The organism is Anaerococcus sp. Marseille-P3625, from assembly GCF_900232825.1.
In the GTDB taxonomy this organism is placed as follows: Bacteria; Bacillota; Clostridia; order Tissierellales; family Peptoniphilaceae; genus Anaerococcus.
The window spans coordinates 472,242-496,076 of the sequence record NZ_OCTP01000010.1 but is presented as its reverse complement, the minus strand read 5'-3'; the positions used below and the strand labels follow the sequence as shown (position 1 = coordinate 496,076).

At 28.7% G+C, this 23,835-nt stretch carries 30 protein-coding genes; 29 read left to right on the top strand and 1 reads right to left on the bottom strand.

What is annotated here, in order from left to right:
• Window positions 1-6: 6 nt before the first annotated feature.
• The 9 genes from aspS to CS884_RS03675 all read left to right on the top strand — a co-directional run bounded on the left by aspS (window position 7) and on the right by CS884_RS03675 (window position 7,808).
• Window positions 7-1,779 carry an aspartate--tRNA ligase gene (aspS, locus tag CS884_RS03715; RefSeq protein ID WP_099320726.1) on the top strand — a complete coding sequence of 591 codons (1,773 nt, stop codon included), beginning with the start codon at window positions 7-9 and terminating at the stop codon, window positions 1,777-1,779.
• Window positions 1,763-2,179, top strand: coding sequence for a SoxR reducing system RseC family protein (locus tag CS884_RS03710; protein ID WP_099320725.1), 417 nt, complete (start codon window positions 1,763-1,765; stop codon window positions 2,177-2,179). Before aspS ends, CS884_RS03710 begins: the two co-directional genes overlap by 17 nt.
• Before the next feature lie 85 nt (window positions 2,180-2,264).
• Window positions 2,265-3,584, top strand: coding sequence for a ribosome biogenesis GTPase Der (gene der / locus CS884_RS03705; protein ID WP_099320724.1), 1,320 nt, complete (start codon window positions 2,265-2,267; stop codon window positions 3,582-3,584).
• On the top strand, window positions 3,581-4,156 hold the full coding sequence (gene plsY / locus CS884_RS03700; RefSeq protein WP_099320723.1) for a glycerol-3-phosphate 1-O-acyltransferase PlsY: 576 nt from the start codon (window positions 3,581-3,583) through the stop codon (window positions 4,154-4,156). The genes der and plsY overlap by 4 nt, the downstream gene beginning before the upstream one ends.
• Before the next feature lie 16 nt (window positions 4,157-4,172).
• Window positions 4,173-5,156, top strand: a complete 984-nt coding sequence (locus tag CS884_RS03695) for an NAD(P)H-dependent glycerol-3-phosphate dehydrogenase (protein ID WP_099320722.1) — start codon at window positions 4,173-4,175, stop codon at window positions 5,154-5,156.
• Window positions 5,157-5,222: 66 nt separating this feature from the next.
• Window positions 5,223-5,864 (top strand): cell division protein SepF, encoded by a 642-nt coding sequence (locus CS884_RS03690; RefSeq protein ID WP_099320721.1) that lies wholly within the window; start codon window positions 5,223-5,225, stop codon window positions 5,862-5,864.
• Between the two features lie 59 nt (window positions 5,865-5,923).
• Window positions 5,924-6,688: a YlmH/Sll1252 family protein gene (locus CS884_RS03685; protein WP_099320720.1), complete on the top strand. Its 765-nt coding sequence runs from the start codon at window positions 5,924-5,926 to the stop codon at window positions 6,686-6,688.
• Complete coding sequence (gene lspA / locus CS884_RS03680) at window positions 6,685-7,134, top strand: signal peptidase II (RefSeq protein ID WP_099320719.1); 450 nt, start codon at window positions 6,685-6,687, stop codon at window positions 7,132-7,134. Before CS884_RS03685 ends, lspA begins: the two co-directional genes overlap by 4 nt.
• Window positions 7,131-7,808: a uracil-DNA glycosylase gene (locus CS884_RS03675; protein WP_099320718.1), complete on the top strand. Its 678-nt coding sequence runs from the start codon at window positions 7,131-7,133 to the stop codon at window positions 7,806-7,808. Before lspA ends, CS884_RS03675 begins: the two co-directional genes overlap by 4 nt.
• On the opposite strand, the gene CS884_RS03670 is transcribed toward CS884_RS03675, so the two are convergent.
• A complete protein-coding gene (locus CS884_RS03670) occupies window positions 7,803-8,708 on the bottom strand; it encodes a ribonuclease H-like domain-containing protein (protein ID WP_099320717.1) in 906 nt (301 codons plus the stop codon). The two genes, CS884_RS03675 and CS884_RS03670, sit on opposite strands and share 6 nt — an antisense overlap.
• Before the next feature lie 66 nt (window positions 8,709-8,774).
• Between CS884_RS03670 and CS884_RS03665 the strand changes: the two genes are divergently transcribed.
• The 20 genes from CS884_RS03665 to CS884_RS03570 all read left to right on the top strand — a co-directional run bounded on the left by CS884_RS03665 (window position 8,775) and on the right by CS884_RS03570 (window position 23,751).
• On the top strand, window positions 8,775-9,896 hold the full coding sequence (locus tag CS884_RS03665; protein WP_099320716.1) for a cysteine desulfurase family protein: 1,122 nt from the start codon (window positions 8,775-8,777) through the stop codon (window positions 9,894-9,896).
• Window positions 9,893-11,053, top strand: a complete 1,161-nt coding sequence (gene thiI, locus CS884_RS03660) for a tRNA uracil 4-sulfurtransferase ThiI (RefSeq protein WP_099320715.1) — start codon at window positions 9,893-9,895, stop codon at window positions 11,051-11,053. The genes CS884_RS03665 and thiI overlap by 4 nt, the downstream gene beginning before the upstream one ends.
• Window positions 11,054-11,162: 109 nt before the next feature.
• Complete coding sequence (gene rplU, locus CS884_RS03655; protein WP_099320714.1) at window positions 11,163-11,477, top strand: 50S ribosomal protein L21; 315 nt, start codon at window positions 11,163-11,165, stop codon at window positions 11,475-11,477.
• Window positions 11,477-11,788 (top strand): ribosomal-processing cysteine protease Prp, encoded by a 312-nt coding sequence (locus CS884_RS03650; RefSeq protein ID WP_099320713.1) that lies wholly within the window; start codon window positions 11,477-11,479, stop codon window positions 11,786-11,788. Before rplU ends, CS884_RS03650 begins: the two co-directional genes overlap by 1 nt.
• 13 nt (window positions 11,789-11,801) lie before the next feature.
• Entirely contained in the window at window positions 11,802-12,092 is a 291-nt protein-coding gene (rpmA, locus tag CS884_RS03645; protein ID WP_180753297.1) for a 50S ribosomal protein L27, read from the top strand.
• Window positions 12,093-12,143: 51 nt separating this feature from the next.
• Complete coding sequence (gene obgE / locus CS884_RS03640) at window positions 12,144-13,424, top strand: GTPase ObgE (protein ID WP_099320711.1); 1,281 nt, start codon at window positions 12,144-12,146, stop codon at window positions 13,422-13,424.
• Window positions 13,425-13,432: 8 nt separating this feature from the next.
• Window positions 13,433-13,717: a ribosome assembly RNA-binding protein YhbY gene (yhbY, locus tag CS884_RS03635; protein WP_099320710.1), complete on the top strand. Its 285-nt coding sequence runs from the start codon at window positions 13,433-13,435 to the stop codon at window positions 13,715-13,717.
• Window positions 13,718-13,729: 12 nt separating this feature from the next.
• Complete coding sequence (nadD, locus tag CS884_RS03630) at window positions 13,730-14,320, top strand: nicotinate (nicotinamide) nucleotide adenylyltransferase (RefSeq protein WP_099320709.1); 591 nt, start codon at window positions 13,730-13,732, stop codon at window positions 14,318-14,320.
• Window positions 14,313-14,867: a bis(5'-nucleosyl)-tetraphosphatase (symmetrical) YqeK gene (gene yqeK / locus CS884_RS03625; RefSeq protein ID WP_099320708.1), complete on the top strand. Its 555-nt coding sequence runs from the start codon at window positions 14,313-14,315 to the stop codon at window positions 14,865-14,867. The genes nadD and yqeK overlap by 8 nt, the downstream gene beginning before the upstream one ends.
• Window positions 14,860-15,168 carry a ribosome silencing factor gene (gene rsfS, locus CS884_RS03620; RefSeq protein ID WP_099320707.1) on the top strand — a complete coding sequence of 103 codons (309 nt, stop codon included), beginning with the start codon at window positions 14,860-14,862 and terminating at the stop codon, window positions 15,166-15,168. Before yqeK ends, rsfS begins: the two co-directional genes overlap by 8 nt.
• 28 nt (window positions 15,169-15,196) lie before the next feature.
• Window positions 15,197-15,829 (top strand): helix-hairpin-helix domain-containing protein, encoded by a 633-nt coding sequence (locus CS884_RS03615; protein ID WP_099320706.1) that lies wholly within the window; start codon window positions 15,197-15,199, stop codon window positions 15,827-15,829.
• Between the two features lie 8 nt (window positions 15,830-15,837).
• Window positions 15,838-16,230: an Rrf2 family transcriptional regulator gene (locus CS884_RS03610; RefSeq protein WP_099320705.1), complete on the top strand. Its 393-nt coding sequence runs from the start codon at window positions 15,838-15,840 to the stop codon at window positions 16,228-16,230.
• Between the two features lie 18 nt (window positions 16,231-16,248).
• Entirely contained in the window at window positions 16,249-18,864 is a 2,616-nt protein-coding gene (alaS, locus tag CS884_RS03605) for an alanine--tRNA ligase (RefSeq protein WP_099320704.1), read from the top strand.
• 11 nt (window positions 18,865-18,875) lie between these two features.
• On the top strand, window positions 18,876-19,136 hold the full coding sequence (locus CS884_RS03600) for an IreB family regulatory phosphoprotein (protein WP_099320703.1): 261 nt from the start codon (window positions 18,876-18,878) through the stop codon (window positions 19,134-19,136).
• On the top strand, window positions 19,129-19,548 hold the full coding sequence (gene ruvX / locus CS884_RS03595) for a Holliday junction resolvase RuvX (protein WP_099320702.1): 420 nt from the start codon (window positions 19,129-19,131) through the stop codon (window positions 19,546-19,548). Before CS884_RS03600 ends, ruvX begins: the two co-directional genes overlap by 8 nt.
• Window positions 19,541-19,783: a DUF1292 domain-containing protein gene (locus CS884_RS03590; protein WP_099320701.1), complete on the top strand. Its 243-nt coding sequence runs from the start codon at window positions 19,541-19,543 to the stop codon at window positions 19,781-19,783. The genes ruvX and CS884_RS03590 overlap by 8 nt, the downstream gene beginning before the upstream one ends.
• The gene (locus CS884_RS03585; protein ID WP_099320700.1) at window positions 19,773-20,222 is read left to right on the top strand and encodes a Fur family transcriptional regulator; all 450 of its coding nucleotides are present in this window, start codon (window positions 19,773-19,775) and stop codon (window positions 20,220-20,222) included. Before CS884_RS03590 ends, CS884_RS03585 begins: the two co-directional genes overlap by 11 nt.
• Window positions 20,212-21,891, top strand: a complete 1,680-nt coding sequence (locus CS884_RS03580) for a ribonuclease J (RefSeq protein ID WP_099320699.1) — start codon at window positions 20,212-20,214, stop codon at window positions 21,889-21,891. The genes CS884_RS03585 and CS884_RS03580 overlap by 11 nt, the downstream gene beginning before the upstream one ends.
• Complete coding sequence (locus tag CS884_RS03575) at window positions 21,878-22,507, top strand: O-methyltransferase (RefSeq protein WP_099320698.1); 630 nt, start codon at window positions 21,878-21,880, stop codon at window positions 22,505-22,507. The genes CS884_RS03580 and CS884_RS03575 overlap by 14 nt, the downstream gene beginning before the upstream one ends.
• Window positions 22,507-23,751, top strand: coding sequence for a U32 family peptidase (locus CS884_RS03570; protein WP_099320697.1), 1,245 nt, complete (start codon window positions 22,507-22,509; stop codon window positions 23,749-23,751). Before CS884_RS03575 ends, CS884_RS03570 begins: the two co-directional genes overlap by 1 nt.
• Window positions 23,752-23,835: the final 84 nt, after the last annotated feature.

Sequence of the window (23,835 nt, the reverse complement as noted above, 5' to 3'; positions counted from 1 at the left end):
GTAATAATGGAATTTAAAAGAAGCCACATGTGTGGCGAATTAAGAAAAGAAGATATCGGTAAAGAAGTTGTATTGATGGGTTGGGTTGCCAAAAAAAGAAATCTTGGATCTCTAGTATTTGTTGATCTTAGGGATAAAACAGGAATAACTCAAATAGTAGTTAGGGAAGATGACAAGGAAAATCACGAAACAGCAAGTCATTTGGCAAGTGAATATGTAATTGAAGTAAAAGGAATTGTTAGAGAAAGAGAAAGCAAAAATCCTGATATTGCAACAGGCGATATAGAATTAGTAGCTTTGAAAATAAATGTCTTAGATAAGGCAAATACTCCTCCAATCTACATCAAAGATGATGATGATGTAGCAGAAAATTTGAGATTAAAATATAGATATCTTGATATGAGAAAACCATCCGTACAAAGGAATTTAAAACTTAGATCAGATATTATTAGAACAATAAGAGAGCATATGTATGAAAATGGTTTTACCGAAGTTGAAACTCCATTTTTAACAAAACCAACACCAGAAGGGGCAAGAGATTATATAGTACCTTCACGTTTACAACCAGGTGAATTTTATGCCCTTCCTCAAAGCCCACAACTATTTAAGCAAATTTTGATGATAGGATCTCTTGATAGATATTTTCAAGTTGTTAAATGCTTTAGAGATGAAGATTTAAGAGCCAATAGACAACCAGAATTTACCCAACTTGACCTAGAATTATCTTTTGCTAACCAAGATGACGTAATCGAAGTTAACGAAAGTTTATTAAAAGAACTTTTTGATAAATACACAGATTATGATTTAAAATTACCAATTCCTAGAATGGATTATTCTGAAGCAATCGAATCTTATGGTTCAGATAAACCTGATTTAAGATTTGGCTATAAAATAAAAAATATCTCTGAAATATGGAAAAATTCTGATTTTAAAGCTTTCTCCGAAAATACAAGTGATGGAAAATCAGTTAGAGCAATAAACTTTAAGAATCTTGCTGATAAATATTCTAGAAAAGCTCTTGATAAGCTAAGCGATTTTGTAAAAGATTATGGCTTAAAGGGTCTTTCATATATTAAATATGCAGATGAAATCAATTCTTCAATATCTAAATTTTTAACCGATGATATTATGGACAATTTAAAAGTTCAATTAGAAATCGAAGATAATGACTTAATTTTAATAGCAGCTGATAAGGATAAAAAAGTTTTAGAAGCTTTGGGTGCACTAAGAAATAAAATTGCTCGAGATAACAATCTATACGAAAAAGACTATGCACTCACATGGGTAGTAAACTTCCCAATGTTTGAATACAGTGAAGAAGAACAAAGATATGTTTCTCAACACCATCCTTTTACGATGCCTAATGAAGAAGATATTCCACTATTAAAAACTCATCCAGAAAAGGTAAGAACTCAAGCTTACGATATTGTAATAAATGGAGATGAGATGGGTGGTGGATCTGTAAGAATTAATAATTCTGATCTACAAAAAGAAATCTTTGAAGCATTAAATCTTACAGAAGAAGATATAAAAATAAAATTTGGATTTTTCATTGAAGCATTAAAATATGGAACACCTCCTCATGCTGGACTTGCTTATGGCCTTGATAGGCTATTAATGTTATTTGCTAAGACTGATAATATAAAGGATGTTATAGCATTTCCAAAAACTCAATCAGCCTCTTGCCCACTAAGTGAAGCACCAACAATTGTAGATAAGAAAACATTGAATGATTTGGGAATTTATATAAGGAGTGATATTGATGTCAACAATGACTAAAGAAGGTGTAGTTGTCGAAAATAATAAAGGAAATTTGTTAGTAAGTGTCATGAGAAATGAAGCTTGCGGATCTTGTGCGGCTAATGGAACTTGTGGTCAAAAGCAAGAGACTTTAATAAATGTCTTTAGTCCAGATGATATAAAAGTAGGAGATAAGGTTATACTTGAATCAAAAGCTTCAGATATAAATAAATATTCAATATATGTTTATATCTTTCCAGTTATTATGATGGTTTTGGGAGCATTTTTAGCAAATGTATTTTTTAAAAATACTAATTACGATTTAAACCTTATGACACTTTTATTTGTTGCGATTTTTTTACTAATTTCATTTTTACTAGTAAAAAAACTTGATTCTAAGATAAAAAGTAAAAAAATAATGAAAGTGAGAAAAATTTAATGAGTAAAAAATTAAATGGACTTTTCAAAAAGATTACTAATAAAAAATCAAATCTTAGAAATAATTTTAATTATGGAGAAAAATAATGGCAATGCCTATTGTTACATTAGTAGGTAGAACTAATGTTGGGAAAAGTACTTTATTTAATAGACTTGTTGGCAAGAAAAAATCTATCACAGAAGATGTAAGTGGCGTAACTCGCGATAGAGTTGTTGATAAGGTAGATTGGCTGGGCAAAAAATTTAGTCTTGTTGATACAGGCGGTCTTGATATTTCTAATAAGGAAATAATGAATCAAGAAATAAAATCTCAAGTTGAAAAAGCTCTAATAGAGACAAATCTAATTTTATTTGTTGTCGATGGAAAAGAAGGTCTTAGTCCTTATGATAACGAAATCGCTGATGTTATTAGACGATATAATAAGCCGGTAATTATTGTTGTTAATAAAATTGATAATAATAAAATTCCTGATGATATTTATGATTTTTATGCATTGGGTTTTGATGATTTAGCAGTTATTTCAGCAGAACAATCAAAGGGATTGGGAGATTTATTAGATAAAATAATAGAAAAGATAAATTTTGATTCTTTTGAGAATATTGAAGATGAGACAAGAATTGCAATTATAGGAAAACCAAATGCAGGCAAATCTTCACTTGTTAATTTGCTTGTTAACGATCAGAGAATGATAGTTACAGATATTGCTGGTACAACTAGAGATGCTGTAGATACAAACTGGACCTATAATGATAAAAATTATGTATTAATAGACACAGCTGGATTACGCAAGAGAAATAAAGTTAAAGAAAATGTTGAATACTATGCAAATCAAAGAACATTTGATGCTGTTGATAGTGCTGAAATATGTTTGTTTTTGATTGATGCAACTGTAGGAGTAACAGAACAAGATACAAAAATTGCTGGATATGCCCACAATAATAGAAAAGCCATTATAATAGTCGTTAATAAATGGGATATTGTTGAAAAAGAAACCAATACAATGAAAGATTTTGAAAAAGAAATTAGAAATTCATTATCTTTTGCTCCTTATGCACCTATAGTTTTTGTATCTGTTTTGAAAAATCAAAGAATAGATACACTTCTAGATATGATAGAAGTTGTAGACAACAATTATAATACCAGAATTTCCACAGGAGTCCTTAACACAATCTTACAAGATGCTATAATGCTTAATCAACCACCACAAGATAAAGGAAAAAGATTAAAGATATTTTATATGACACAAGTATCTACTGCACCACCAAAATTTATGCTTTCTGTTAATGATAGAAACTTGATGCATTTTTCATATATGAGATATCTAGAAAATCAAATTAGGAAAAATTACAACTTAATAGGTGTTCCATTTAGCTTTATACTAAATGAGAGAGGAGCAAGCAAATGATAATTATAGCTGCAGTAATTGCATTTATTTTAGGTTCTATACCTTCAGGATATATTATTGGCAAAGCTTGGTTTAATACCGATATAAGAAAATTAGGGTCAGGGAATGTAGGTTCGACTAACGCCTTAAGGAACTTTGGATTAAAAGCTGGTGGAGTAACTTTTGCTATAGACATTTTAAAGGGATTTTTGGCAGTGCTCATCGGGGAAAAGTTATCAGGATATAATGGCATGCTAATATGTTATATTTCTGTAGTAATGGGTCACATGTACAGTGTGTTCCTAAATTTTAAAGGCGGTAAAGGAGTAGCTACAACCTTTGGTGGACTCTTATTTATAGACTACAAGTATGCTTTGATTTTGGTTGTTGTATTTGCTCTTGTTTTTTTGCTAAGTCATATCGTATCTTTAGCTTCAATCCTATCTGCGATAACTGTTTTTCTAGCAAGCCTTTTTAGATATGGATTTACACCTATTTGTTGGGTAATGATGTTTTTAAGCTTTATGGTGGTCTTTAGACACAGATCAAATATTGATAGATTAATTCATGGACAAGAAAAGAAACTTTTTTAACAAAAAAGAGGATTTTATGGAAATTTCAATAATTGGTGCAGGTTCTTGGTCAATAGCCATTGCAAGTGTCTTATCGGAAAATTTTGATGTATTAATCTATAGCAGAAATGAAGAAGATGTAAATTATATAAATGCCAAGCATTATAATAGAAAATATTTAAATAATTATTCGCTTTCAAAACGTATAAGAGCTACTAATGATATTTCCGATTTATTTAAAAATAAATATATAGTTAATGGAATTCCAACTCAAGCAGTTAGAGAAGTTTTGGTAAATTGCAAAAATTTTGTAAATAAAGATCACATATTTATTAACTTATCCAAGGGCCTAGAACTTAAAACTCATTATAGAATATCTCAAATATTTAAAGAAGTAATAGGAGATAATCCCTATATTATTTTATCTGGACCAAGCCATGCTGAAGAAGTAATAATAAAAATGCCTACAACCGTTGTTTGTGCTTGCGAAGATGAATCATTAGCAAAAGATGTTCAAAAAATATTTAATACTGATTACTTTAGAGTTTATTCTTCAACTGATGTAGTAGGAGTTGAATTAGGTGGTGCAATTAAAAATATTTTAGCCCTATGCATAGGAATGCTTACTGGTTTAGGATATGGTGATAATACAAAAGCTGCAATTATGACTCGAGGAATTCACGAGATGACTAAATTTGCCGTAAACTTTGGCGCTAATCCAAAAACAATTAACGGACTTGCTGGAATTGGTGATTTAATAGTTACTGCAACTAGCAAACATTCTAGAAATAATAGAGCTGGTATCTTATTTGGCAAGGGATGTACAATTGATCAAGTTACAAACGAAATAAATATGGTAGTCGAAGGTATTCCTACAACACGTGCAATTTATGAAAAAGCTAATGAAAATAATATTGAGCTTCCGATAACCAATGAAATTTACAAGGTTTTATTCGAAGGGAAATCCGCAAATGATTCTGCTTGTGATTTAATGGGTAGAAACTTAAAAAGTGAATTTTAAAAAAATTTTTACTAATTGATATTATAAGATATAATATAAGTAAGAAAATATAGTAAAGGGAATGTTATGTTTGAAAAATTTAAAGAATTTATTGGTATAGACGATAATTACGAAGATGATGAAGATTATTACGATGATTATCCAAAAAATGAAGATGAATCTAAATCAACCGTTAAGGAAAATTACACTAATTTACTAGATGATAGTGATTATACTGACAATAAAGATAAATCTTTAACTTATGAAAGTGATTATTCCGATAGTAACACTTTTGATAGCTCTTTTAATTACTCATCATCAAGTAGTTTTAGCAATTTTGATTCTAGTTATAAAAACAGTGATTATGGTTTGTCAAACAATTATAAACGACCATCAAAAAGAGGAGATAGTATAGGAAAAATGAATGATAATAATTTTGCAAATAGATCAACTATGAGAATTAGCATCCACGAACCACTCGATTATGAAAAAGATGCACCAAGTGTAATTGATGATATCTTAGATAAAAAAGTAGTAGTTTTAAATCTCGAAATGGTTGATACCGATATGAGAAGAAGAATATTTGACTTCGTATCTGGAGCTGTTTATGCCCTAGAAGGAACTGTAGAAAAAGTTACAAAAGGAATTTTTGTGATTTCTCCAAAAGGCGTTGAAGTAAATAGTGCTATAACAGATCAAATTTCTGAAGGCAATTATAATCAACTTTAATCTCAATTAATAGCTGCTTACTTATAATTATTTATTAGCTAGCAGCTTATTTTATTTGTATGAAATTAGAATATAATTTAAATTTTATAAGTGATAAAAGTAAAAAATCTTCTATAAGGAAAGCTTTGACAATACTTGAAAGATCTTATATTAGAGATTCAGAAGAATCCAGCTTCTTTTTGGATCCATTTGAGCAAAAAGTTATAGCAAATATAGCTGAAAAAAACAATATAAAGATAGATTTCATTGGCGGCAATGACTTGGCTGAAAGAAAAATATTTGTTTCCTCTTCTTATTATGAACTTGACCAATCTAATTATATAAGTATTTTAGAATTTGACCATGAAAATCTAAGTCATCCTGATGTATTGGGAGCTTTAATGAGTCTTAATATTGATAGGGAAAATATTGGAGATATAGTAATCAATGACAATATTTGCCAGATGGCAGTTTTAAATAAGATTTCTAATTTTATAAGATTTAACTTAAATAAAATAAAAAGAGAATCTATTAATATTAGAATTAAAGAGATACAAAATCTTGAAATAACGCCATTAACATATATTGACCATAGAGGATTTGTGGCATCAACTAGATTAGATATTTTGGTAGCTGAATTTATAAATTTATCAAGATCTAAGGCAAAAGAAATTATAAAAAACAAAAACGTCAAAGTAGATTTTGAAATGATCGATAATCCATCAAGGATAATAGATGAAAATTCTATGATTTCAATTAGAAAATATGGACGTTTCATCTTCGAAGAAATAACTGGGAAAAGTAAAAAAGGTAATTTTCACATTACTTACAAGGAAATTAGATGATATATATATTAATTATAATACTTGGTTTAATTTTAGATAGAGTTAGTAAAATTTATGCTATAAATAATTTTATAGAAAATCCAATATCTGGAAAGATATTAAACTTTACTTATTTAGAAAATAGGGGAGCAGCCTTTGGAATTTTACAAAACAATAGATTTTTCTTTTTAATACTTACAATTGCTATTGTAGGATTTTTAATTTATTATTTTATTAAAAATTATAAGAAAAATAACAAATTTTTAAATATTGCAATAGCATTTATTATAGCAGGAGCTTTGGGAAATTTTTACGATAGACTATTTAACGCATATGTTGTAGATTTTATAGAGTTCGCCTTTGTAAAATTCCCTGTTTTTAACGTTGCTGATATTTTTGTTACTTTAGGTAGTGGACTACTCATAATATATATGATATTTTTTGACCAAGGCGAGAAAATTAAATGAGTGTTAATATCGGAAATGATTGGGATATGCTTTTAGCTGACCAATGGGATAAGGCTTATTATCAAAATTTAAGAAAATATCTTATAAAGGAATATAAAACTTACAACATATATCCAGATATGTACGATATTTTTAATGCCTTAAAATCTGTTTCTTATAAAGATTGCAAAGTAGTAATTTTAGGACAAGATCCCTATCATGGTAAGGGACAAGCTCATGGTTATGCTTTTTCAGTAAAAAAAGGTGTGAGAATTCCACCTTCATTATTAAATATTTATAAGGAAATGCACGATGATATCAAAACTTATATTCCAAATAATGGATATTTAATAAAGTGGGCAAATCAAGGAGTTTTGTTATTAAATACTTCCTTAACTGTAAGAGAAGCAGAGGCTAATTCACACCAGAATATCGGTTGGGAAATCCTTACGGATAATATAATAAAGATTTTAAATGATAGAGAAAAACCTATGGTATTTATTTTGTGGGGTAGAAATGCTCAAAGTAAGGAAAAATTAATTACAAATGCAAATCATTTGATTATAAAATCTGTTCATCCTTCTCCACTTTCAGCATCTAGAGGATTTTTTGGATCTAAACCTTTTTCTAAGACAAATAATTTTCTAATATCAAATGGCCTTGAGCCAATAGATTGGCAAATAGAGAACTTATAGCTGGTTCTCTATTATTTTTTTTGATAATTTTAAGATGTTTTTGTAATTGTATCTGTGATTTTCTCTTATAATCAATAATTTTGGATCTATTATAGTGTCACTTTCATTTTCTATATTGAAAGTATTTAAAGTTACATGACCCTTATTTTCTTTATCAAATCGCCCGTAAATAACCTGAAGAATAATCTCTATAGAATTTCCATTTGTTCTTAATTCATAATTTTCGGAAGTAAAATAAGATTCTATAAGTGGAGTTTTACTTATAAGATTTATCTTGGCCAAATCATTATTTATCCAAATTGAATTTAAAGTAAGTTTATTTGCTTTAGAATCAATAGTAAGCTCTTTTAGAAAATATTTTTCTATATTTGCCAATTTTTCTGTAGCTATCAAATCATTTTCGTTATGGATCATTATAGGTCTTGGATTATCTCTTTTAGAGATATCATCAGTTAATTTGCTAATTGTCTTATATCTGCTTGGATCATTACGAAATATTCCTATATTTTTTTCTATATCGACTAATTTCATAGATTCAAAAGTAAAAAATTTTCTATAATTACAAATAATACTATAAATATCGTAAGATTCAGGAAAGATTGGCATCAACTTATATTTTTCCAATCTATAATTTAGAAAAGGAATATCAAATTTATTGCCGTTAAAATTTATAATTTTTTTGTTTTCTGCAATTTTTAAATAAATTTGTAATAGTCTTTTTTCTTCGGAATCATCCTCTGCAAAATATTGCCTTATATAACACTTATCATCTTCGTAAGTGATTAATCCAAGGAGAACTAATTGGTCTTCACTCTTATCTAAGCCTGTTGTTTCGATATCTAAAATGATTTCGTTTTTATTTAGATTTTCTGGTGCATATAATTTTTTAAAGCTAATCATAAATCCATTATACTTGATTTGCCATATTTATTCTTAGTAATATAATTATATAATTAAGGAGTATTGATGATATATTTAGATAATGCAGCAACAACAAAAATTTATAAAAAAGCTCAAGAAGCCAGAGATTATGCAGAAGAATATTGTTTTGGAAATTCTTCATCTTTAAATAGTTTTGGCATGAAATCTGAGAAATTGATAAAAACGAGCAAAGAAATTATAGGAAAAATTATTAATTCTAATCCAAATGAAATTTATTTCACCAAGGGAGCAACTGAATCTAATAATATTGTAATTAAATCTTTTTCAAGTCCAAATTCAATAGCAATTACTAGTAAAATTGAGCATTCTTCAGTATTTGACGCTTTTAAAAACAATGATTATAAAGAAATTATTTACTTAAAAAATGATCAACATGGTTTTATTGATCTGGACGATTTAAGAAAGAATTTAACCCATGAAGTTAAACTAGTTTCTATTATCTATGTTAACAACGAAAATGGTGCCATACAAAATGTAGAAGAAATTTCTAAAATCATTAAGGCATTTGATAAAAATATCATTTTCCATATTGATGCAACCCAAGCTCTTGGCAAAGTATCTTGCGATGTAAAAAAACTAGACGTTGATTTAATGAGTTTTTCAGCTCACAAATTTCACGGCCCAAAGGGCGTTGGAGCCTTGTATGTAAATAGTAAAATAATAGGCAAAATTTCTCCAGTTTTATTTGGAGGTAGGCAACAGATTATTTCATCAGGAACAAATAATCATCCAGCTATTTACGCCATGGGAATAGCATTAGATGAACAGGTTAAGATTTATAATAAAAATTATATAAATGAATTAAATTTATATTTTAGAAATCTAATTAAAGAAAATATAAAGGATTACTACATTGTTACTCCTGATACAAATTTTTGCCCTAATATATTAAGTATTGGATTTGCTAAGATAAAATCAGAAGTGCTCTTACATATGCTAGAAGATAAGGAAATTTATGTAACAAGTGGTTCTGCTTGCTCAAAGGGAAATAACAATAGAATTCTTGAAGCTCTTGGAGTTGATGATAAGTATAAAGATGGGGTAATAAGATTTTCTTTTACAGATACAAATACAAAGGAAGAATTAGATCAAACAATATGTATTTTAAAAGAGAAGATAGAAGAAATTAGAAAGGTTATGATATGAAAGCTTTATTAGCAGTAAGCTTTGGAGAATTATTTTTAAAGGGTGCAAATAGAAAAAAATTCTTCAACGATGCTTTAGCTCATATAGAAAATAACATTAAAGTAATTGGTTATGATAATTTCTATTTAGAAAGTGGGAAATTATATATTGATGCAAATATCGATAATTTTGACCAACTAATTGAACAAATACAAAAAGTTTTTGGTATAGCATATATTGATAAAGTTTATAAAGTAAATAAAGATGAGAATGATATTTATTTAGCTGTAAAAAAATCAATCCAAGAAAACTATGGGAATGAAAATAAAACTTTTAAGGTAATTACAAAAAGAGTCGATAAATCTTTTAAATACACTTCACCTGAGCTGAATGTGATAATTGGTGATAAGATCCTAGATGATTTTAATAATCTTAAAGTAGATATTCACAAACCAGATTTTAAAGTTTTCATAGATATAAAAACTTCAGCCTATGTCTATACAAAAAGATATCCAGGTCTTGGTGGACTTCCAATTGGTAGTAGCGGTAATGGGCTACTCTTATTATCTGGTGGAATTGATTCTCCAGTAGCAGGATTTTTGATGGCAAAAAGAGGAATGAAAATAAATGCTATACATTTTCATTCCTACCCTTATACTTCACTAAAAGCTAAAGAAAAAGCCATAGATCTTGCTAAAATAATGTCTAATTATACAGGAAAAATGCAATTATTTATCATAAATCTATCTGAAATATATAAGGCTATTGCAAGTAATTGTGATAGAAGAAATACAACTATTATTTCAAGAAGATTTATGGTTAGAATTTGTGAAAAATTAGCTAATAAATTCGATTTTCAAGTTTTAGTAACAGGTGATAGTCTAGGACAAGTAGCAAGTCAAACTTTAGAATCTCTTACTGTTGTAGAAAATGCATCAGCTTTACCAATATTTAGACCATTAATTGCCATGGATAAAAAAGATATAGTCGATCTATCAAAAAAGATCGGTTCATATGAGAAATCCATCGAACCTTTTGATGATTGTTGTTCAATATTTGCACCAGATAAACCAGTTACAAAACCAAGATTAAAATATATAGAAAATGATGAAAATAATTTAGACATAGAAAATTTAATTAATGAAGCTTTAGAAACTTTAGAAATTATTGAAATTTAAATATTATAGTTGACAAACTATAATACAAATAGTATCATTTAAAGGTAAACCGCTCAGTTTAGGTACTGATCACCCACACTGGCGAGAATTTTAAGTTAGGAGGACACCTATGTACGCAATAATTAAAACAGGTGGTAAACAATATAAAGTATCAGAAGGTGACTTAGTAAGAGTTGAAAAACTACCTTACCAAGTAGGAGAAACTGTTGAATTTGAAGATGTACTACTAGTAGCTAACGATGATGATGTAAAAGTTGGATGCCCAACAGTTGAAAACGCAAAAGTTTCTGCAACAGTAGAAGATCAAAACAAAGCAAAGAAGATTGTGGTTTTCAAATATAAACCTAAAAAAATGTATAGAAAAAAACACGGTCATAGACAACCTTATACTTTAGTAAAAATCGATAGCATCAAAGCTAACTAATGATTAAAGTAGAGATAATCTATATTGATGATCTTATAAGAGGTTTTAAAATTACTGGTCATGCAGATTATGATGAATCTGGTAAAGATATAGTTTGTGCTGCAGTATCAATGCTTGCTTATACTACAGTTAATTCACTCGATTCATATAATTATGATTTTGAATTTAAAGATGATGAAGAAACTATGAAATTATTAGTTAAAAATCCATCTCACGATTCAGAAGTGATTTTAAATACTTTTTCTACAGGAATTTGGACACTAACGCAAAGTTATGATGACTTTGTAAAAGCTTATACAAATATATTATAGGAGATATGAAATGATATTAAATATTAATCTACAAAGATTTTCAAGTAAAAAGGGAGTATCTTCTTCTAAAAACGGTAGAGATTCAGAAAGCAAAAGACTTGGAGTAAAAAGAGCTGATGGTCAATTTGTAAATGCTGGAACTATCATTGTTAGACAAAGAGGTACAAAAATCCACCCAGGTAACAATGTAAAAAGAGGTGGAGATGATACACTTTATGCTTTAAATGAAGGTATTGTAAAATTTGAAAGAAAAGGACGCGACAGAAAACAAGTTTCTGTTTATCCAAAACAAGATATTGCTTAAGAAACTAAAGCTTGCTTTTCGGCAAGCTTTTTTATGTGAGAGGAATTTATCATGATAGATTTGGCAAAAATAAGTCTAAAAGCAGGCAATGGCGGAAATGGAGCTATAGCTTGGAGACGTGAAAAATATGAGCCAACCGGTGGTCCTGCAGGTGGAGATGGAGGAGATGGTGGCAGTATTATAATAAAAGCTACAAGAAATCTCTCTACTTTAGATGACTTTAAATTTAAAAAGATTTTTAAGGCTGAAAATGGAGAAGCTGGTGGCAAGAGCAAAAAATTTGGCAAAAAAGGCGAAGATTTAATTATAAAAGTTCCTGTAGGCACAATATTAAGAGAAGAAACATCTAATAAAATTATAAAAGATTTTAAAGTTGATGGAGAAGAATTTTTAATTGCAAAAGGTGGCAGGGGCGGAAGAGGAAATGTTCATTTTAAAAACTCCGTAAGACAAGCTCCCCGATTTGCAGAAAATGGTAAAAAAGGTCAAGAGATAAATCTTATATTAGAATTAAAAATACTTGCCGATGTAGGACTAGTTGGTCTTCCAAATGTCGGAAAATCAACACTAATATCTGTTATTTCAAAAGCAAAACCAAAAATAGCAAATTACCATTTTACAACACTAAATCCAAATTTAGGGGTTGTAAATATTGACAAAGAAAGGTCATTTATTGTAGCTGATATACCAGGACTTATAGAAGGTGCTAATGAGGGAGAGGGTTTAGGTCACGATTTCTTAAGGCATATAGAAAGGTGTAGAGTTTTAATTCATCTTGTTGATATTTCTGGCATAGAAGGAAGAGATCCTATAAAAGATTTTAATCTTATAAATAAAGAGTTAGAATTATATAACAAGGAACTTGCTAATAAACCAATGATAGTTGCCCTAAATAAGATAGATTTAGACTTTAATGACAATGCAAGTAAATTTATAGAAACTTTTAAAAATGATTATAAAATTTATAAAATTTCTGCAGCTACAACTAATGGTATAAAAGAATTATTAGATGGAGCCTATGATTTATTATCAAAATCTGAGGATAAACAATTTGATTTATTAGAAGAAGTTGATGAGAATTTTTTGGAAGAATTTTATAATAAAGAAATTGAATTTGATCTTAATTTTTCTAAAGAAAACGACGTTTTTGTTGTTACAGGTAGAAGAGTTGATAATTTACTTGAAAAAATAAATATGGAAGATTACGATTCAAGGATGTTTTTTGAAAAGAAACTTCGAGAAATGGAAGTTTTTGATAAATTAAAAGAAATGGGAATAAAAGAAGGAGATAGTGTAGCAATTGGCGATATTGTCTTTGAATATTATGAATAGGAGGAAATATGATTAATGCTAAAGAAAGAGCAAAGCTTAAATCTTTAAGTCACGATTACAAACCAGTAATAAATATAGGAAAAAATTCTATTACCGATGAAGTAATTAGGGCAATAGATGAAGCTCTTAGTTCTAGAGAATTAATAAAAATTAAAATACTAAATAATAATTTAGACGATCAAGATGAAATACTTGAAAATATATTAAATAGTTTAAATGCTGATTTTGTAAATCACTTAGGAAGTATAATAACAATATATAGAAAAAGTGATGATAATAAATTCGAATTATAATCAGGTATAACTATGAAAATCGGACTTTTTGGTGGAACTTTTGACCCAATTCACCTAGGGCATTTGATAGTTATGGAAAATGTTCTAAATTTTATGAATCTAGATAAAATTATTATTTTGCCAAGTTCAAATCCTCCCCATAAGCTAAATAAAGATAAAACTGATGTGAAGCTTAGAGTTGATATGGTCAAAAAAGCTATAGAAAATAATAATAGAATAATTCTTTCCACTTTTGAAGCAGATAATAACGAAGTAATTTATAGCTATCAGACTATAAATTACTTCAAAGAAAAATATCCATCTGATGAATTTTATTATATTATGGGCGAAGATTCTTTTATGAACATAGAAAGTTGGAAAAATTATAAGGATTTATTAAAAGAAAACTTAATAGTTTTTGCAAGATCAAGCATCGATTCTCAAAGTAGTCTAGTAAAAAAAGTTAAGGAAACTAACAAAGAAAATATTTATCTTATCAATAATCTAAATATTAACATTTCATCAACATTAATTAGAAATTTAGTAAGAGATAAAAAGAGTATTAGATATTTAGTGACAGACGATGTTTATGACTTTATCATGGAGAATAAACTTTATGTATGACATTAAAAAATGGGAAAATAATTTAATTGAAGATATTGGAAGAAAAAGATTTGAACACTCCAAAAGAGTTATGGATGCAGCTATTAAATTAAACAATGATTTAGATGAGGATTTTGTAAGGACTGCTGCGATTTTACACGATTGTGCTAAATATAATGAAAAGAAATATTTAAAACTTTATGGCGATAATATTAATAAATCAGATTTAGAATTTAAAAATGTAATTCATTCATTTCTTGGAGCAGAAGTTGCCAAAAAAGTGTATAATATAAATAATGAATATATATTGGATGCAATAAGATTTCATACTACAGGGAGAGCTAGTATGACAAAGCTTGATAAAATTATTTATCTTGCAGATGCCATAGAAAGTAAAAGAAACTATCCAGGAGTAGATCAGATTAGAAAACTTGCTGAAAATGATATGGATAAGGCTATTTTATATAGCTTAAGTCGCAATATCACTTACTTGGTGGAAAAATCTATTCTTATTCATCCATTAACTATAGAAGCATATAATTATTTAATTAGGGAGCATAATGAGTAAATTAGAGATAATATTAAAAGTTTTAGAAGATAGATTAGCAGAAGATATAAATGTAATTAATCTGAAAAATTCTTCAATTGCAGATACAATTGTAATCGCTACAGGTACTTCAGTTATACAAACTAAAGCTCTGGCTGATTACATTGAAGAAGAATTAATCAAGAATGGTTTTTCTTTAATTTCTAAAGAAGGATTTAGAGAAGGCGAATGGATATTGATAGATGCTAATGATATTATTGTACATATATTCACAAGAAAGCAAAGAGAATTTTATGGCATAGATAATTTGTTGAGTGAGTAATCTTTGCCAATAATATCTAGGTGTGAAAATGGAAGATAAGATTAAAGATAAGCTTATAATTGGACTAATAATAGCTTTAGTGGCTTTAATAGCAAATAATTTTATAGATCATAAAGAAGATGGTTTTTCTGACTCAAAAATCTCCTTGTTTAGCTCAGATGATGAATTCGAAGAAACAGAAGAAACAAAAGAAGATTCTAATCAAACACAAGCTAATGAAACAATAAAAGTACATATAGCTGGTGAGATAAACAAAGAAGGAGTCTATGAAGTAAATAATGGCGATAGATTAGATGATTTGGTAAAAAGAGCTGGTGGTTTAACTAAAGATGCTAATAGCAAAAAAATAAATTTAGCTATGAAATTAGAAGATCAAATGAAAATTTACATACCTAGCATCTATGATTTTGAAGATGAACCATCAACTACAAATGAAAATCTATTGATATTAGATAAGCCATCTACTGAAATAGAGAAAATAAACATCAACAAAGCAAGCAAAGAAGAGCTTATGACATTACCAAATATTGGTGAAAAAAGAGCTGAGGCTATTATAGAATATAGAGAAAATACTCCTTTTAAAAAAATAGAAGACATTAAAAATGTAACTGGCATAGGAGAAAAATTTTATCAATCATTAAGAGATTTGATAACTGTATAGGTGGTATTATGAAATTATCAACTAGAAGTAGGTATGGTTTAAGGGCCGTTTGTTATTTAGCAGAAAATGAAATTAGAGGATACATACCAGTATCAGAAATATCCGAACAATTATCTTTGTCAGAAAATTATTTAGAACAATTAATTAGAATACTAAAAAAAGAAAAAATTGTAAAATCTATTAGAGGTCCAAAAGGCGGTTATAGACTAATCAAAAATCCATCAGAATTAACGGTTGGCGAAGTTTTAAGGATTTTAGAGGGAGATTTTAGCATTAGCGGTTGCTTTGATAATAAAGATCACTGTGATAATAAGTGCAACGCTTTTTTAGCTTTTAACAAAATAGATGAAGCTATAAATAATACTATAGATTCTTTAACTATAGATGAAATTATAAATTAACATGATTTAGGAGAATAAATGAAAAATTTAGGAGTAAACGAGTTAAGAAAATTATATATTGACTTTTTTGGCAATGAGAAAAATCACACTATTTTAAAATCATTTCCATTAATACCAAAAGACGATGAGTCTTTACTATTGATAAATGCAGGGATGGCTCCTCTTAAAAAATATTTCACTGGTGAAGAAAAAATGAAAAATAATAGAGCTACTTCTTCACAAAAATGTGTGCGTACTGCTGATATTGAAAGAGTTGGAAAAACTGAACGTCACGGAACATATTTTGAAATGCTAGGAAATTTTTCTTTTGGAGATTATTTCAAAAAAGAAGCTATATCTTGGGCTTATGAATTTCTAACTCAAAAATTAGAAATTTCTAAAGATGAACTTTGGGTTACTGTATACAAGGATGACCAAGAAGCATTTGATATATGGAAAAATGATATTGGAATGCCAGAAGAAAGAATCCTAAAACAAGGTAAGGAGGATAATTTCTGGGAACTAGAAGTTGGCCCTTGCGGACCATGCTCCGAAATTTTTGTAGATAGAGGACAATCAAAAGCCATTGACAGTAACGACAATAAGCCTGGCAATGATAATTCAGATAGATTTTTGGAAGTTTGGAATCTAGTATTTACTCAGTTTAACAAAGATAGCCAAGGAAACTACACACCACTTGCTCATCCAAATATTGATACTGGTATGGGTCTTGAAAGAATTGCTATGATAGTTCAAAATAAAGATAATATTTTTGAAGTTGATATAGCTCAAGATATTATTTCAGAAATAGAAAAAATTTCTAATAAAAAATATAAAGAAAATCCTAAGGATGATGTTTCTATAAGAGTTATAACAGATCACGCTAAGGCAATGACATTCCTTATTTCCGATGGTGTTTTACCATCTAATGAAAAACGTGGTTATGTACTTAGAAGACTCATAAGAAGAGCCTATAGACACGGAAAATTATTGGGCATTCAAGGTGAATTTTTATCAAAAATAGTAGATAAGGTTATAGATTCTTATAAAGTAGAATATGAAGAGCTAGTTACAAATAGAGAAAATATTCTAAATGTAGTTATAGAAGAAGAAGAAAGATTCCAAAAAACTATCGAGCAAGGACTTGAAAGACTTAACACTTTAATTGATGAAATTAGAGAGAAAAAATCTAAAATTCTAGATGGAGTAGAAGCTTTCAAACTTTATGATACTTATGGATTTCCAATAGATCTTACAAAAGAAATTTTAAACGAATCTAATTATGATGTTGACATAAAAACTTTTGATCAAGAAATGGAAAAACAAAGAGAAACAGCTAGAAATGCAAGAAAAAAAGATGCTGGTTGGTCTTTAGATAATATAGTAACTGATGGAATTAAAATAACTGAATTTATTGGCTATGATAATTTCACAACAAAAGCTAAAATTTTAAATTTATTTGACAAAAATAGCGGATTGGTATCGCTAAAAGAAGGTCAAGAAGGTATAGTAGTAAGTGATAAGACTTCATTTTATGCTGAAGGTGGCGGCGAAGTAGCAGATACTGGTTTTATTTTAGGAGAAAATACAAAAGTTCGTGTAAATGATGTTCAAAAGAAAAATGATATTTATTTTCATTATGTTGAAGTTTTAGAAGGGACATTAGAAACAGAAAAGGAGTATTTATTCCAGATTGATAAAAACAGACGTTTAGCTATAACACGCAATCACTCAGCAACACATCTTTTAGACCAGGCTCTTAAAGATATTTTAGGTAACGAAGTAAAACAAGCAGGTTCTTTAGTTGATGAAGAAAAATTAAGATTTGACTTTACCTACAACCAATCTTTAACTAAAGAAGAAAAAAGACAAATAGAAGATATTATTAATGATAAAATCTGCCAACAATTACCAGTAAATAAGGAAATTGTTCCATTTAAAAAATCTCAGGAGATGGGAGCAATTGGATTATTTGAAGATAAATATAGGGATGAAGTAAGAGTTGTTTCTATTGGTGATTACTCAAAAGAATTGTGTGGTGGTTGTCATGTTGATAATTCATCAAATATTTTAATGTTTAAAATAGTAAGCGAATCATCAGTATCAGCTGGAGTTAGAAGAATTGAAGCAATAACTGGCAATAAAGTTTACAATTTACTCCAAGAAAAAATTTCAAAAATCGATGAGATAGCAAATTTAATTTCTTCTAGACCAGATTTTATAGAACAGAAAATAGAATCTCTAAAATCAGAAATTAATAATCAAAAAGATGAAATTAAAAAATTGAAATCCACATCAAGCAAAGATGTTTTTGAAAATTTAAAATCAAATGTTATTCAAAAAGAAAATTTCAATTTATTGATATACAAATTTGATGATGCTAGTATTGATGAAATGCGCGATTACGAAAATAGGTTAAAACAAATATTTGATAAATTAATCATTGTTTTTGTAAGTGTTTTAGATGGAAAAATTGTATTTACAGTATCAGTTGATCAAGATCTTACCGATAAATATAATGCAGGTAAAATTGTAAGAGAAATAAGTCAAATTACAGGTGGCAACGGTGGAGGAAGAAAGAACTTCGCCCAAGCTGGTGGAAAAGATATTTCAAAGATTGATCTTGCTTTAGAGAAAGCACGTCAATTAATATAAAGGGAGTTAAAATGACTGATAATAATAACTTAAATGAAACTATTGCATTTAAACCTGAAAGAGATCAGAAAAAAGATATTAGAGATATTTTAAATACTGTATATTCTGCTCTTGAAGAAAAAGGATACAAACCTACAGGTCAAATTGTCGGTTACCTATTATCCGGAGACCCGACATATATAACTGCTCACAATGGGGCTAGAAAACTAATCAGAGCCGTTGATCGTGATGAAATAATTGAAGAATTATTAAATAGCTATATCAATGACTAGAATCATGGGCCTGGATATAGGAGATAAAACAATAGGGGTTGCATTAAGCGACCCTATGTTTTTGATAGCTAATCCATTAGAAACAATAAAAAGAAAGAAAGCAAGTTTAGACATAGTAAAGTTACTTAAAATTATCGAAGACAATCAAGTTAGCCAGATTGTTGTAGGTTTACCTAAAAATATGAATAATTCAATTGGGCCTCAATCAATGAAAGTAATGAGCTTTGTAGATTTATTAAGAAAACAAACTGATAAAGAAATTGTATATGAAGACGAAAGAATGACCACATTACAATCTGAGAGAGTTCTTATAGACATGGATGTAAGGCGTGAGAATAGAAAAAAATATATTGATAAAATAGCTGCAACATTTATATTGCAAACCTATTTAGATAGGAGAACCAATGGATAATATCATTTTATACGATGAAAATAATAATGAAGTCAAATTTAATATAATAGACACTTTCGGAGTTGATGATAAAAATTATTGTGCATTACAAAAAGATAATGATGATATGATTCTTATCATGGAAGTAATAAATAACGATAAAGAAGTTTTATTTAAGAGTATCAGTGACCAAAAAGAATTAGATGAAATTATCGAACTCTATGAACAAATGAAAGATGAAACAGATGGAAACTAGTGATATAAAAAAAATTTTTGAAAAAAATAATCAAAAATATACTAAACAAAGAGAAATAATATTTAAAGCTTTAAAAGAAAGTTCACCAAAACATGTTACCCCAGAGGAACTTTTTTCTATAGTGCGCGAAAAAAATAAACAAGTTGGCATTGCAACTATATATAGAACGCTTAATATATTCGACGAATTAGGAATTGTAAATAAACAAGAATTTACTGATAATGCTTATACTTACGAGTTGATTGATTCTTCTAATTCCCATCATGATCATATTATTTGCACAAATTGTGGAAAAATTATCGAAGATGAATGTATATCAACAAATCAGTTAAAAAAAGAATTGAAACAAAGATATGACTTTGATTTAAATTACTATTCACTTAGGATCTATGGTACTTGCTCCGAATGTCAGAAATCAAGGAGTAAAAATGACAAATGAAAAAAAATTAAAATTGATACCAATTGGAGGAATGCAGGAAATTGGTAAAAACTGTGCAGTAGTAGAATATGGTAATGATATGGTAATGATAGATTGCGGTCTAACATTTCCAGACCAAGATATGCTTGGAGTTGATATAGTAATTCCAGATTTTACTTATATAGAAGAAAATAAAGAGAAATTAAAAGGAATTTTTGTAACCCATGGTCATGAAGATCACATAGGTGCAATCCCATATTTTTTGAAAAATATAGATACAAACGTTTATTGTTCCAAATTAACTAAGGGTTTATTAGAAAGTAAGTTTAAAGAACATGGCTTAAATCCTAATAGAATAAAAATGGTTAACGTAAATAATAAGGTCAAAGTTGGAGAAATGAGTCTTGAATTTATTAGAGTTAGCCATTCAATACCTGACTCTTGTGCCATTGCTCTAAAATCACCTGTAGGTAGTATATTATTTACTGGAGATTTTAAGATGGACTTTACGCCAATAGATGGCGATCCAACTGATATCCAAAGAATAGCAGAGCTTGGTAGAAAAGGCTTATTGGCTCTTTATGCTGATAGTACAAACGTAGAAAGACCCGGTTTTTCAATAAGTGAAAAAGAGGTTGGTGATACATTTATTAGAATATTTGGACAAGTTACTGGTAGAATTATTGTCGCAACTTTCGCAAGTAATCTTCATAGAGTTCAACAAGTAATCTATGCTGCAGAAAAATACAACAGAAAAGTAGCACTTTCTGGTAGAAGTATGATAAACAACGTTAAAATTGCTAGTGATTTAGGCTATTTAAAAATTAATAACAATACTTTGATTGATATGAAGAATATCAAAAAATATTCTGATGATCAAGTTGTTGTTCTTTCTACTGGAACACAAGGAGAGCCTTTATCAGCATTAACTAGAATGGCAAATGGTGAGCATAAGCAAATTCATCTAAATGAAACAGATACTGTAATTTTATCCTCATCAGCTATTCCTGGAAATGAAATTTCTATTAACAATACAATAAACAAATTAACAAGAATAGGTGTAAATATAATATATGCTTCACTTGCCAAAGTTCATGCCTCAGGACACGCTTGTCAAGAAGAAATTAAGCTTATGTATCAATTAACTACACCAAAATACCTCATTCCTGCCCATGGAGAAGCAAGACAATTGCAAACCCATGAAAAAATTGCTGAAGATATGGGAATGGAAAAAAAGAATATTTTCACTTTAGACAATGGAGATATATTAGAATTTACAAAAAAATCTGCCAAAGTTTCTGGAAAAGTGCAAGCAGGTAAAGTTTTAATTGACGGTTCTGGTATTGGCGATGTTGGTAATATAGTTCTAAAGGATAGAAAGCATTTATCTGAAGATGGATTGATGGTTGTTTCAATAACTTTTGATAGAAATAGTCAAACTTTATTGGCAGGTCCTGAAATTGTATCACGTGGTTTTGTTTATGTTAAAGAAAATCAAGATATCATTGAAAATTCAAAGGAAGTAGTATTAAGATCAATAGAAAAATGCCAAAAAGAAGAAATCAGAGCTTTAAGTCAAATCAAATATCAGATTAGAGAGGATTTAAAATCATACCTTTACAATGAATTAGGTAGAGATCCAATGATTCTTCCAGTTATTTCTGAAGTCGATAATAATGAAATATATTAATTATCCACATACTTCAGCTTATCTAAAAAATATTATTGAAGACAATGATTTTTTGGAATTAAGAGCTTATGCTGAAAAACACAATGTTCCAATTATGAATATTGAGACAAAAGAGTTTATAAAAGCAATATTGGAAATAAATACTCCGAAAACTATTTTAGAGATTGGAAGCGCAATTGGTTATTCTTCCTTAGTATTTTATAAATATACTAAGGCAAAGATCACAACAATAGAAATTGATGAAAAAACTTCTGATATTGCAAAAAATAATTTCAAAAAATATAATGCACCGATTAATTTAATAAATGATGATGCAATTAAAGCCTTGAGTAAAATAAACCAAGGCTTTGATTTTGTTTTTATTGATGCAAATAAAGCGCATTATATTGACTATTTTAAGATAACTTCGAAGTTATTAAATAAAAATGGAATAATAATTGCCGACAATGTATTATTTAGAGGCATGGTTCTAAACGATGATTTAGTCGATAAGAGAATGATAACTATAGTTAAAAGACTAAGAAACTATTTGGCTTATGTTGTCGATAGAGCTGATTTTAGAAGCACTATCGTACCTATTGGCGATGGACTAACTTTAAGTGTTAAGGAGAATTAATGCAAGAAAAAAAAGTAGAATTACTTGCTCCAGCTGGAGATATGGAAAGACTAGAAGCTGCAGTAAAATTTGGAGCTAGTGCTGTATTTATGGCAGGCGATAGCTTTGGACTTAGAGCTAATGCTAAAAATTTTGATAGAGAAGCTATGAAAGAGGCTGTAAATTACGCTCACGCTAACAATGTGAGAGTTCATATAACTATGAATATTTTACCCCACGATTCAGATTTGGATGGAATAGAGGATTATTTGAAGTTTTTGGAAGAGATAGGAGTAGATGCTCTTATCATATCAGATCCTGGAATATTCTCATTAGCAAAAGAACTAACAGATATAGATATCCATGTAAGCACTCAAGCCTCAGTTACAAATACTGCTACAGTAAATTTTTGGTACAAAATGGGTGCTAAAAGAGTTATTCTTGCTAGAGAACTATCTTTAGAAGAGATTATTGAAATCAGAAAAAATACTCCAAAAGATCTAGAAATTGAAGTCTTTATTCATGGAGCTATGTGTATTTCTTATTCAGGAAGGTGCTTACTAAGTAATTACATGACAGGTCGTGATGCAAATAGGGGAGATTGTGCCCAAGCTTGTAGGTGGAAATACAGCATACAAGAAGAAACTAGACCTGGCGAATATTATCCAATAGAAGAAGATGGATCTGGTACTTTTATTATGAATTCGAAAGATCTTTGCCTAATTGATGAGATTGATAAGCTTATAGAAGCTGGCATAGATAGTTTTAAAATTGAAGGACGAATGAAAACAGCTTTTTATGTAGCAACCGTTGTAAGATCATATAGACAAGTAATAGATGCTTATTATGAGGGGAATTATAACAAAGAAATAATAGATAAATATTTTACAGAACTACAAAAAGCAAGTCACAGACATTATACCAAAGGCTTTTTCCATAAAAAACCAGATGGCAACGATCAAATTTACGAAAATTCTTCTTATATTAGAAATTATGATTTTATAGGTACGGTTTTAGATTACGATAAAAATAGTAAAATAGCAACAATAGAGCAAAGAAATAGATTTTTTTTAGATGAAGAAATAGAAATTTTTGGAAATTCTAAAGATTTTTACAAATTTAAAATCGATAATATGAAAAATACCAAGGGTGAAAATATAGAAGTAGCTAACAAACCTAAAGAAAAAATTCTGATATATATTGATTTACCTCTTGAAAAAGGTGATATGTTAAGAAGAGAAATCCTAGAAGATGATAATATTTAAATGTTATAATAAAAGGATGTCAACTTGTAGTATTTACAATATTGACATCCTAAATTTATAATATTTATGTAAAATATTTTTATA

Excerpts from the sequence above, each read along its gene's own strand:
- aspS (WP_099320726.1), top strand. The coding sequence starts at position 7 with ATGGAATTTAAAAGAAGCCACATGTGTGGCGAATTAAGAAAAGAAGAT.
- CS884_RS03710 (WP_099320725.1), top strand. The coding sequence starts at position 1,763 with ATGTCAACAATGACTAAAGAAGGTGTAGTTGTCGAAAATAATAAAGGA.
- der (WP_099320724.1), top strand. The coding sequence starts at position 2,265 with ATGGCAATGCCTATTGTTACATTAGTAGGTAGAACTAATGTTGGGAAA.
- plsY (WP_099320723.1), top strand. The coding sequence starts at position 3,581 with ATGATAATTATAGCTGCAGTAATTGCATTTATTTTAGGTTCTATACCT.
- CS884_RS03695 (WP_099320722.1), top strand. The coding sequence starts at position 4,173 with ATGGAAATTTCAATAATTGGTGCAGGTTCTTGGTCAATAGCCATTGCA.
- CS884_RS03690 (WP_099320721.1), top strand. The coding sequence starts at position 5,223 with ATGTTTGAAAAATTTAAAGAATTTATTGGTATAGACGATAATTACGAA.
- CS884_RS03685 (WP_099320720.1), top strand. The coding sequence starts at position 5,924 with ATGAAATTAGAATATAATTTAAATTTTATAAGTGATAAAAGTAAAAAA.
- lspA (WP_099320719.1), top strand. The coding sequence starts at position 6,685 with ATGATATATATATTAATTATAATACTTGGTTTAATTTTAGATAGAGTT.
- CS884_RS03675 (WP_099320718.1), top strand. The coding sequence starts at position 7,131 with ATGAGTGTTAATATCGGAAATGATTGGGATATGCTTTTAGCTGACCAA.
- CS884_RS03670 (WP_099320717.1), bottom strand. The coding sequence starts at position 8,708 with ATGATTAGCTTTAAAAAATTATATGCACCAGAAAATCTAAATAAAAAC.
- CS884_RS03665 (WP_099320716.1), top strand. The coding sequence starts at position 8,775 with ATGATATATTTAGATAATGCAGCAACAACAAAAATTTATAAAAAAGCT.
- thiI (WP_099320715.1), top strand. The coding sequence starts at position 9,893 with ATGAAAGCTTTATTAGCAGTAAGCTTTGGAGAATTATTTTTAAAGGGT.
- rplU (WP_099320714.1), top strand. The coding sequence starts at position 11,163 with ATGTACGCAATAATTAAAACAGGTGGTAAACAATATAAAGTATCAGAA.
- CS884_RS03650 (WP_099320713.1), top strand. The coding sequence starts at position 11,477 with ATGATTAAAGTAGAGATAATCTATATTGATGATCTTATAAGAGGTTTT.
- obgE (WP_099320711.1), top strand. The coding sequence starts at position 12,144 with ATGATAGATTTGGCAAAAATAAGTCTAAAAGCAGGCAATGGCGGAAAT.
- yhbY (WP_099320710.1), top strand. The coding sequence starts at position 13,433 with ATGATTAATGCTAAAGAAAGAGCAAAGCTTAAATCTTTAAGTCACGAT.
- nadD (WP_099320709.1), top strand. The coding sequence starts at position 13,730 with ATGAAAATCGGACTTTTTGGTGGAACTTTTGACCCAATTCACCTAGGG.
- yqeK (WP_099320708.1), top strand. The coding sequence starts at position 14,313 with ATGTATGACATTAAAAAATGGGAAAATAATTTAATTGAAGATATTGGA.
- rsfS (WP_099320707.1), top strand. The coding sequence starts at position 14,860 with ATGAGTAAATTAGAGATAATATTAAAAGTTTTAGAAGATAGATTAGCA.
- CS884_RS03615 (WP_099320706.1), top strand. The coding sequence starts at position 15,197 with ATGGAAGATAAGATTAAAGATAAGCTTATAATTGGACTAATAATAGCT.
- CS884_RS03610 (WP_099320705.1), top strand. The coding sequence starts at position 15,838 with ATGAAATTATCAACTAGAAGTAGGTATGGTTTAAGGGCCGTTTGTTAT.
- alaS (WP_099320704.1), top strand. The coding sequence starts at position 16,249 with ATGAAAAATTTAGGAGTAAACGAGTTAAGAAAATTATATATTGACTTT.
- CS884_RS03600 (WP_099320703.1), top strand. The coding sequence starts at position 18,876 with ATGACTGATAATAATAACTTAAATGAAACTATTGCATTTAAACCTGAA.
- ruvX (WP_099320702.1), top strand. The coding sequence starts at position 19,129 with ATGACTAGAATCATGGGCCTGGATATAGGAGATAAAACAATAGGGGTT.
- CS884_RS03590 (WP_099320701.1), top strand. The coding sequence starts at position 19,541 with ATGGATAATATCATTTTATACGATGAAAATAATAATGAAGTCAAATTT.
- CS884_RS03585 (WP_099320700.1), top strand. The coding sequence starts at position 19,773 with ATGGAAACTAGTGATATAAAAAAAATTTTTGAAAAAAATAATCAAAAA.
- CS884_RS03580 (WP_099320699.1), top strand. The coding sequence starts at position 20,212 with ATGACAAATGAAAAAAAATTAAAATTGATACCAATTGGAGGAATGCAG.
- CS884_RS03575 (WP_099320698.1), top strand. The coding sequence starts at position 21,878 with ATGAAATATATTAATTATCCACATACTTCAGCTTATCTAAAAAATATT.
- CS884_RS03570 (WP_099320697.1), top strand. The coding sequence starts at position 22,507 with ATGCAAGAAAAAAAAGTAGAATTACTTGCTCCAGCTGGAGATATGGAA.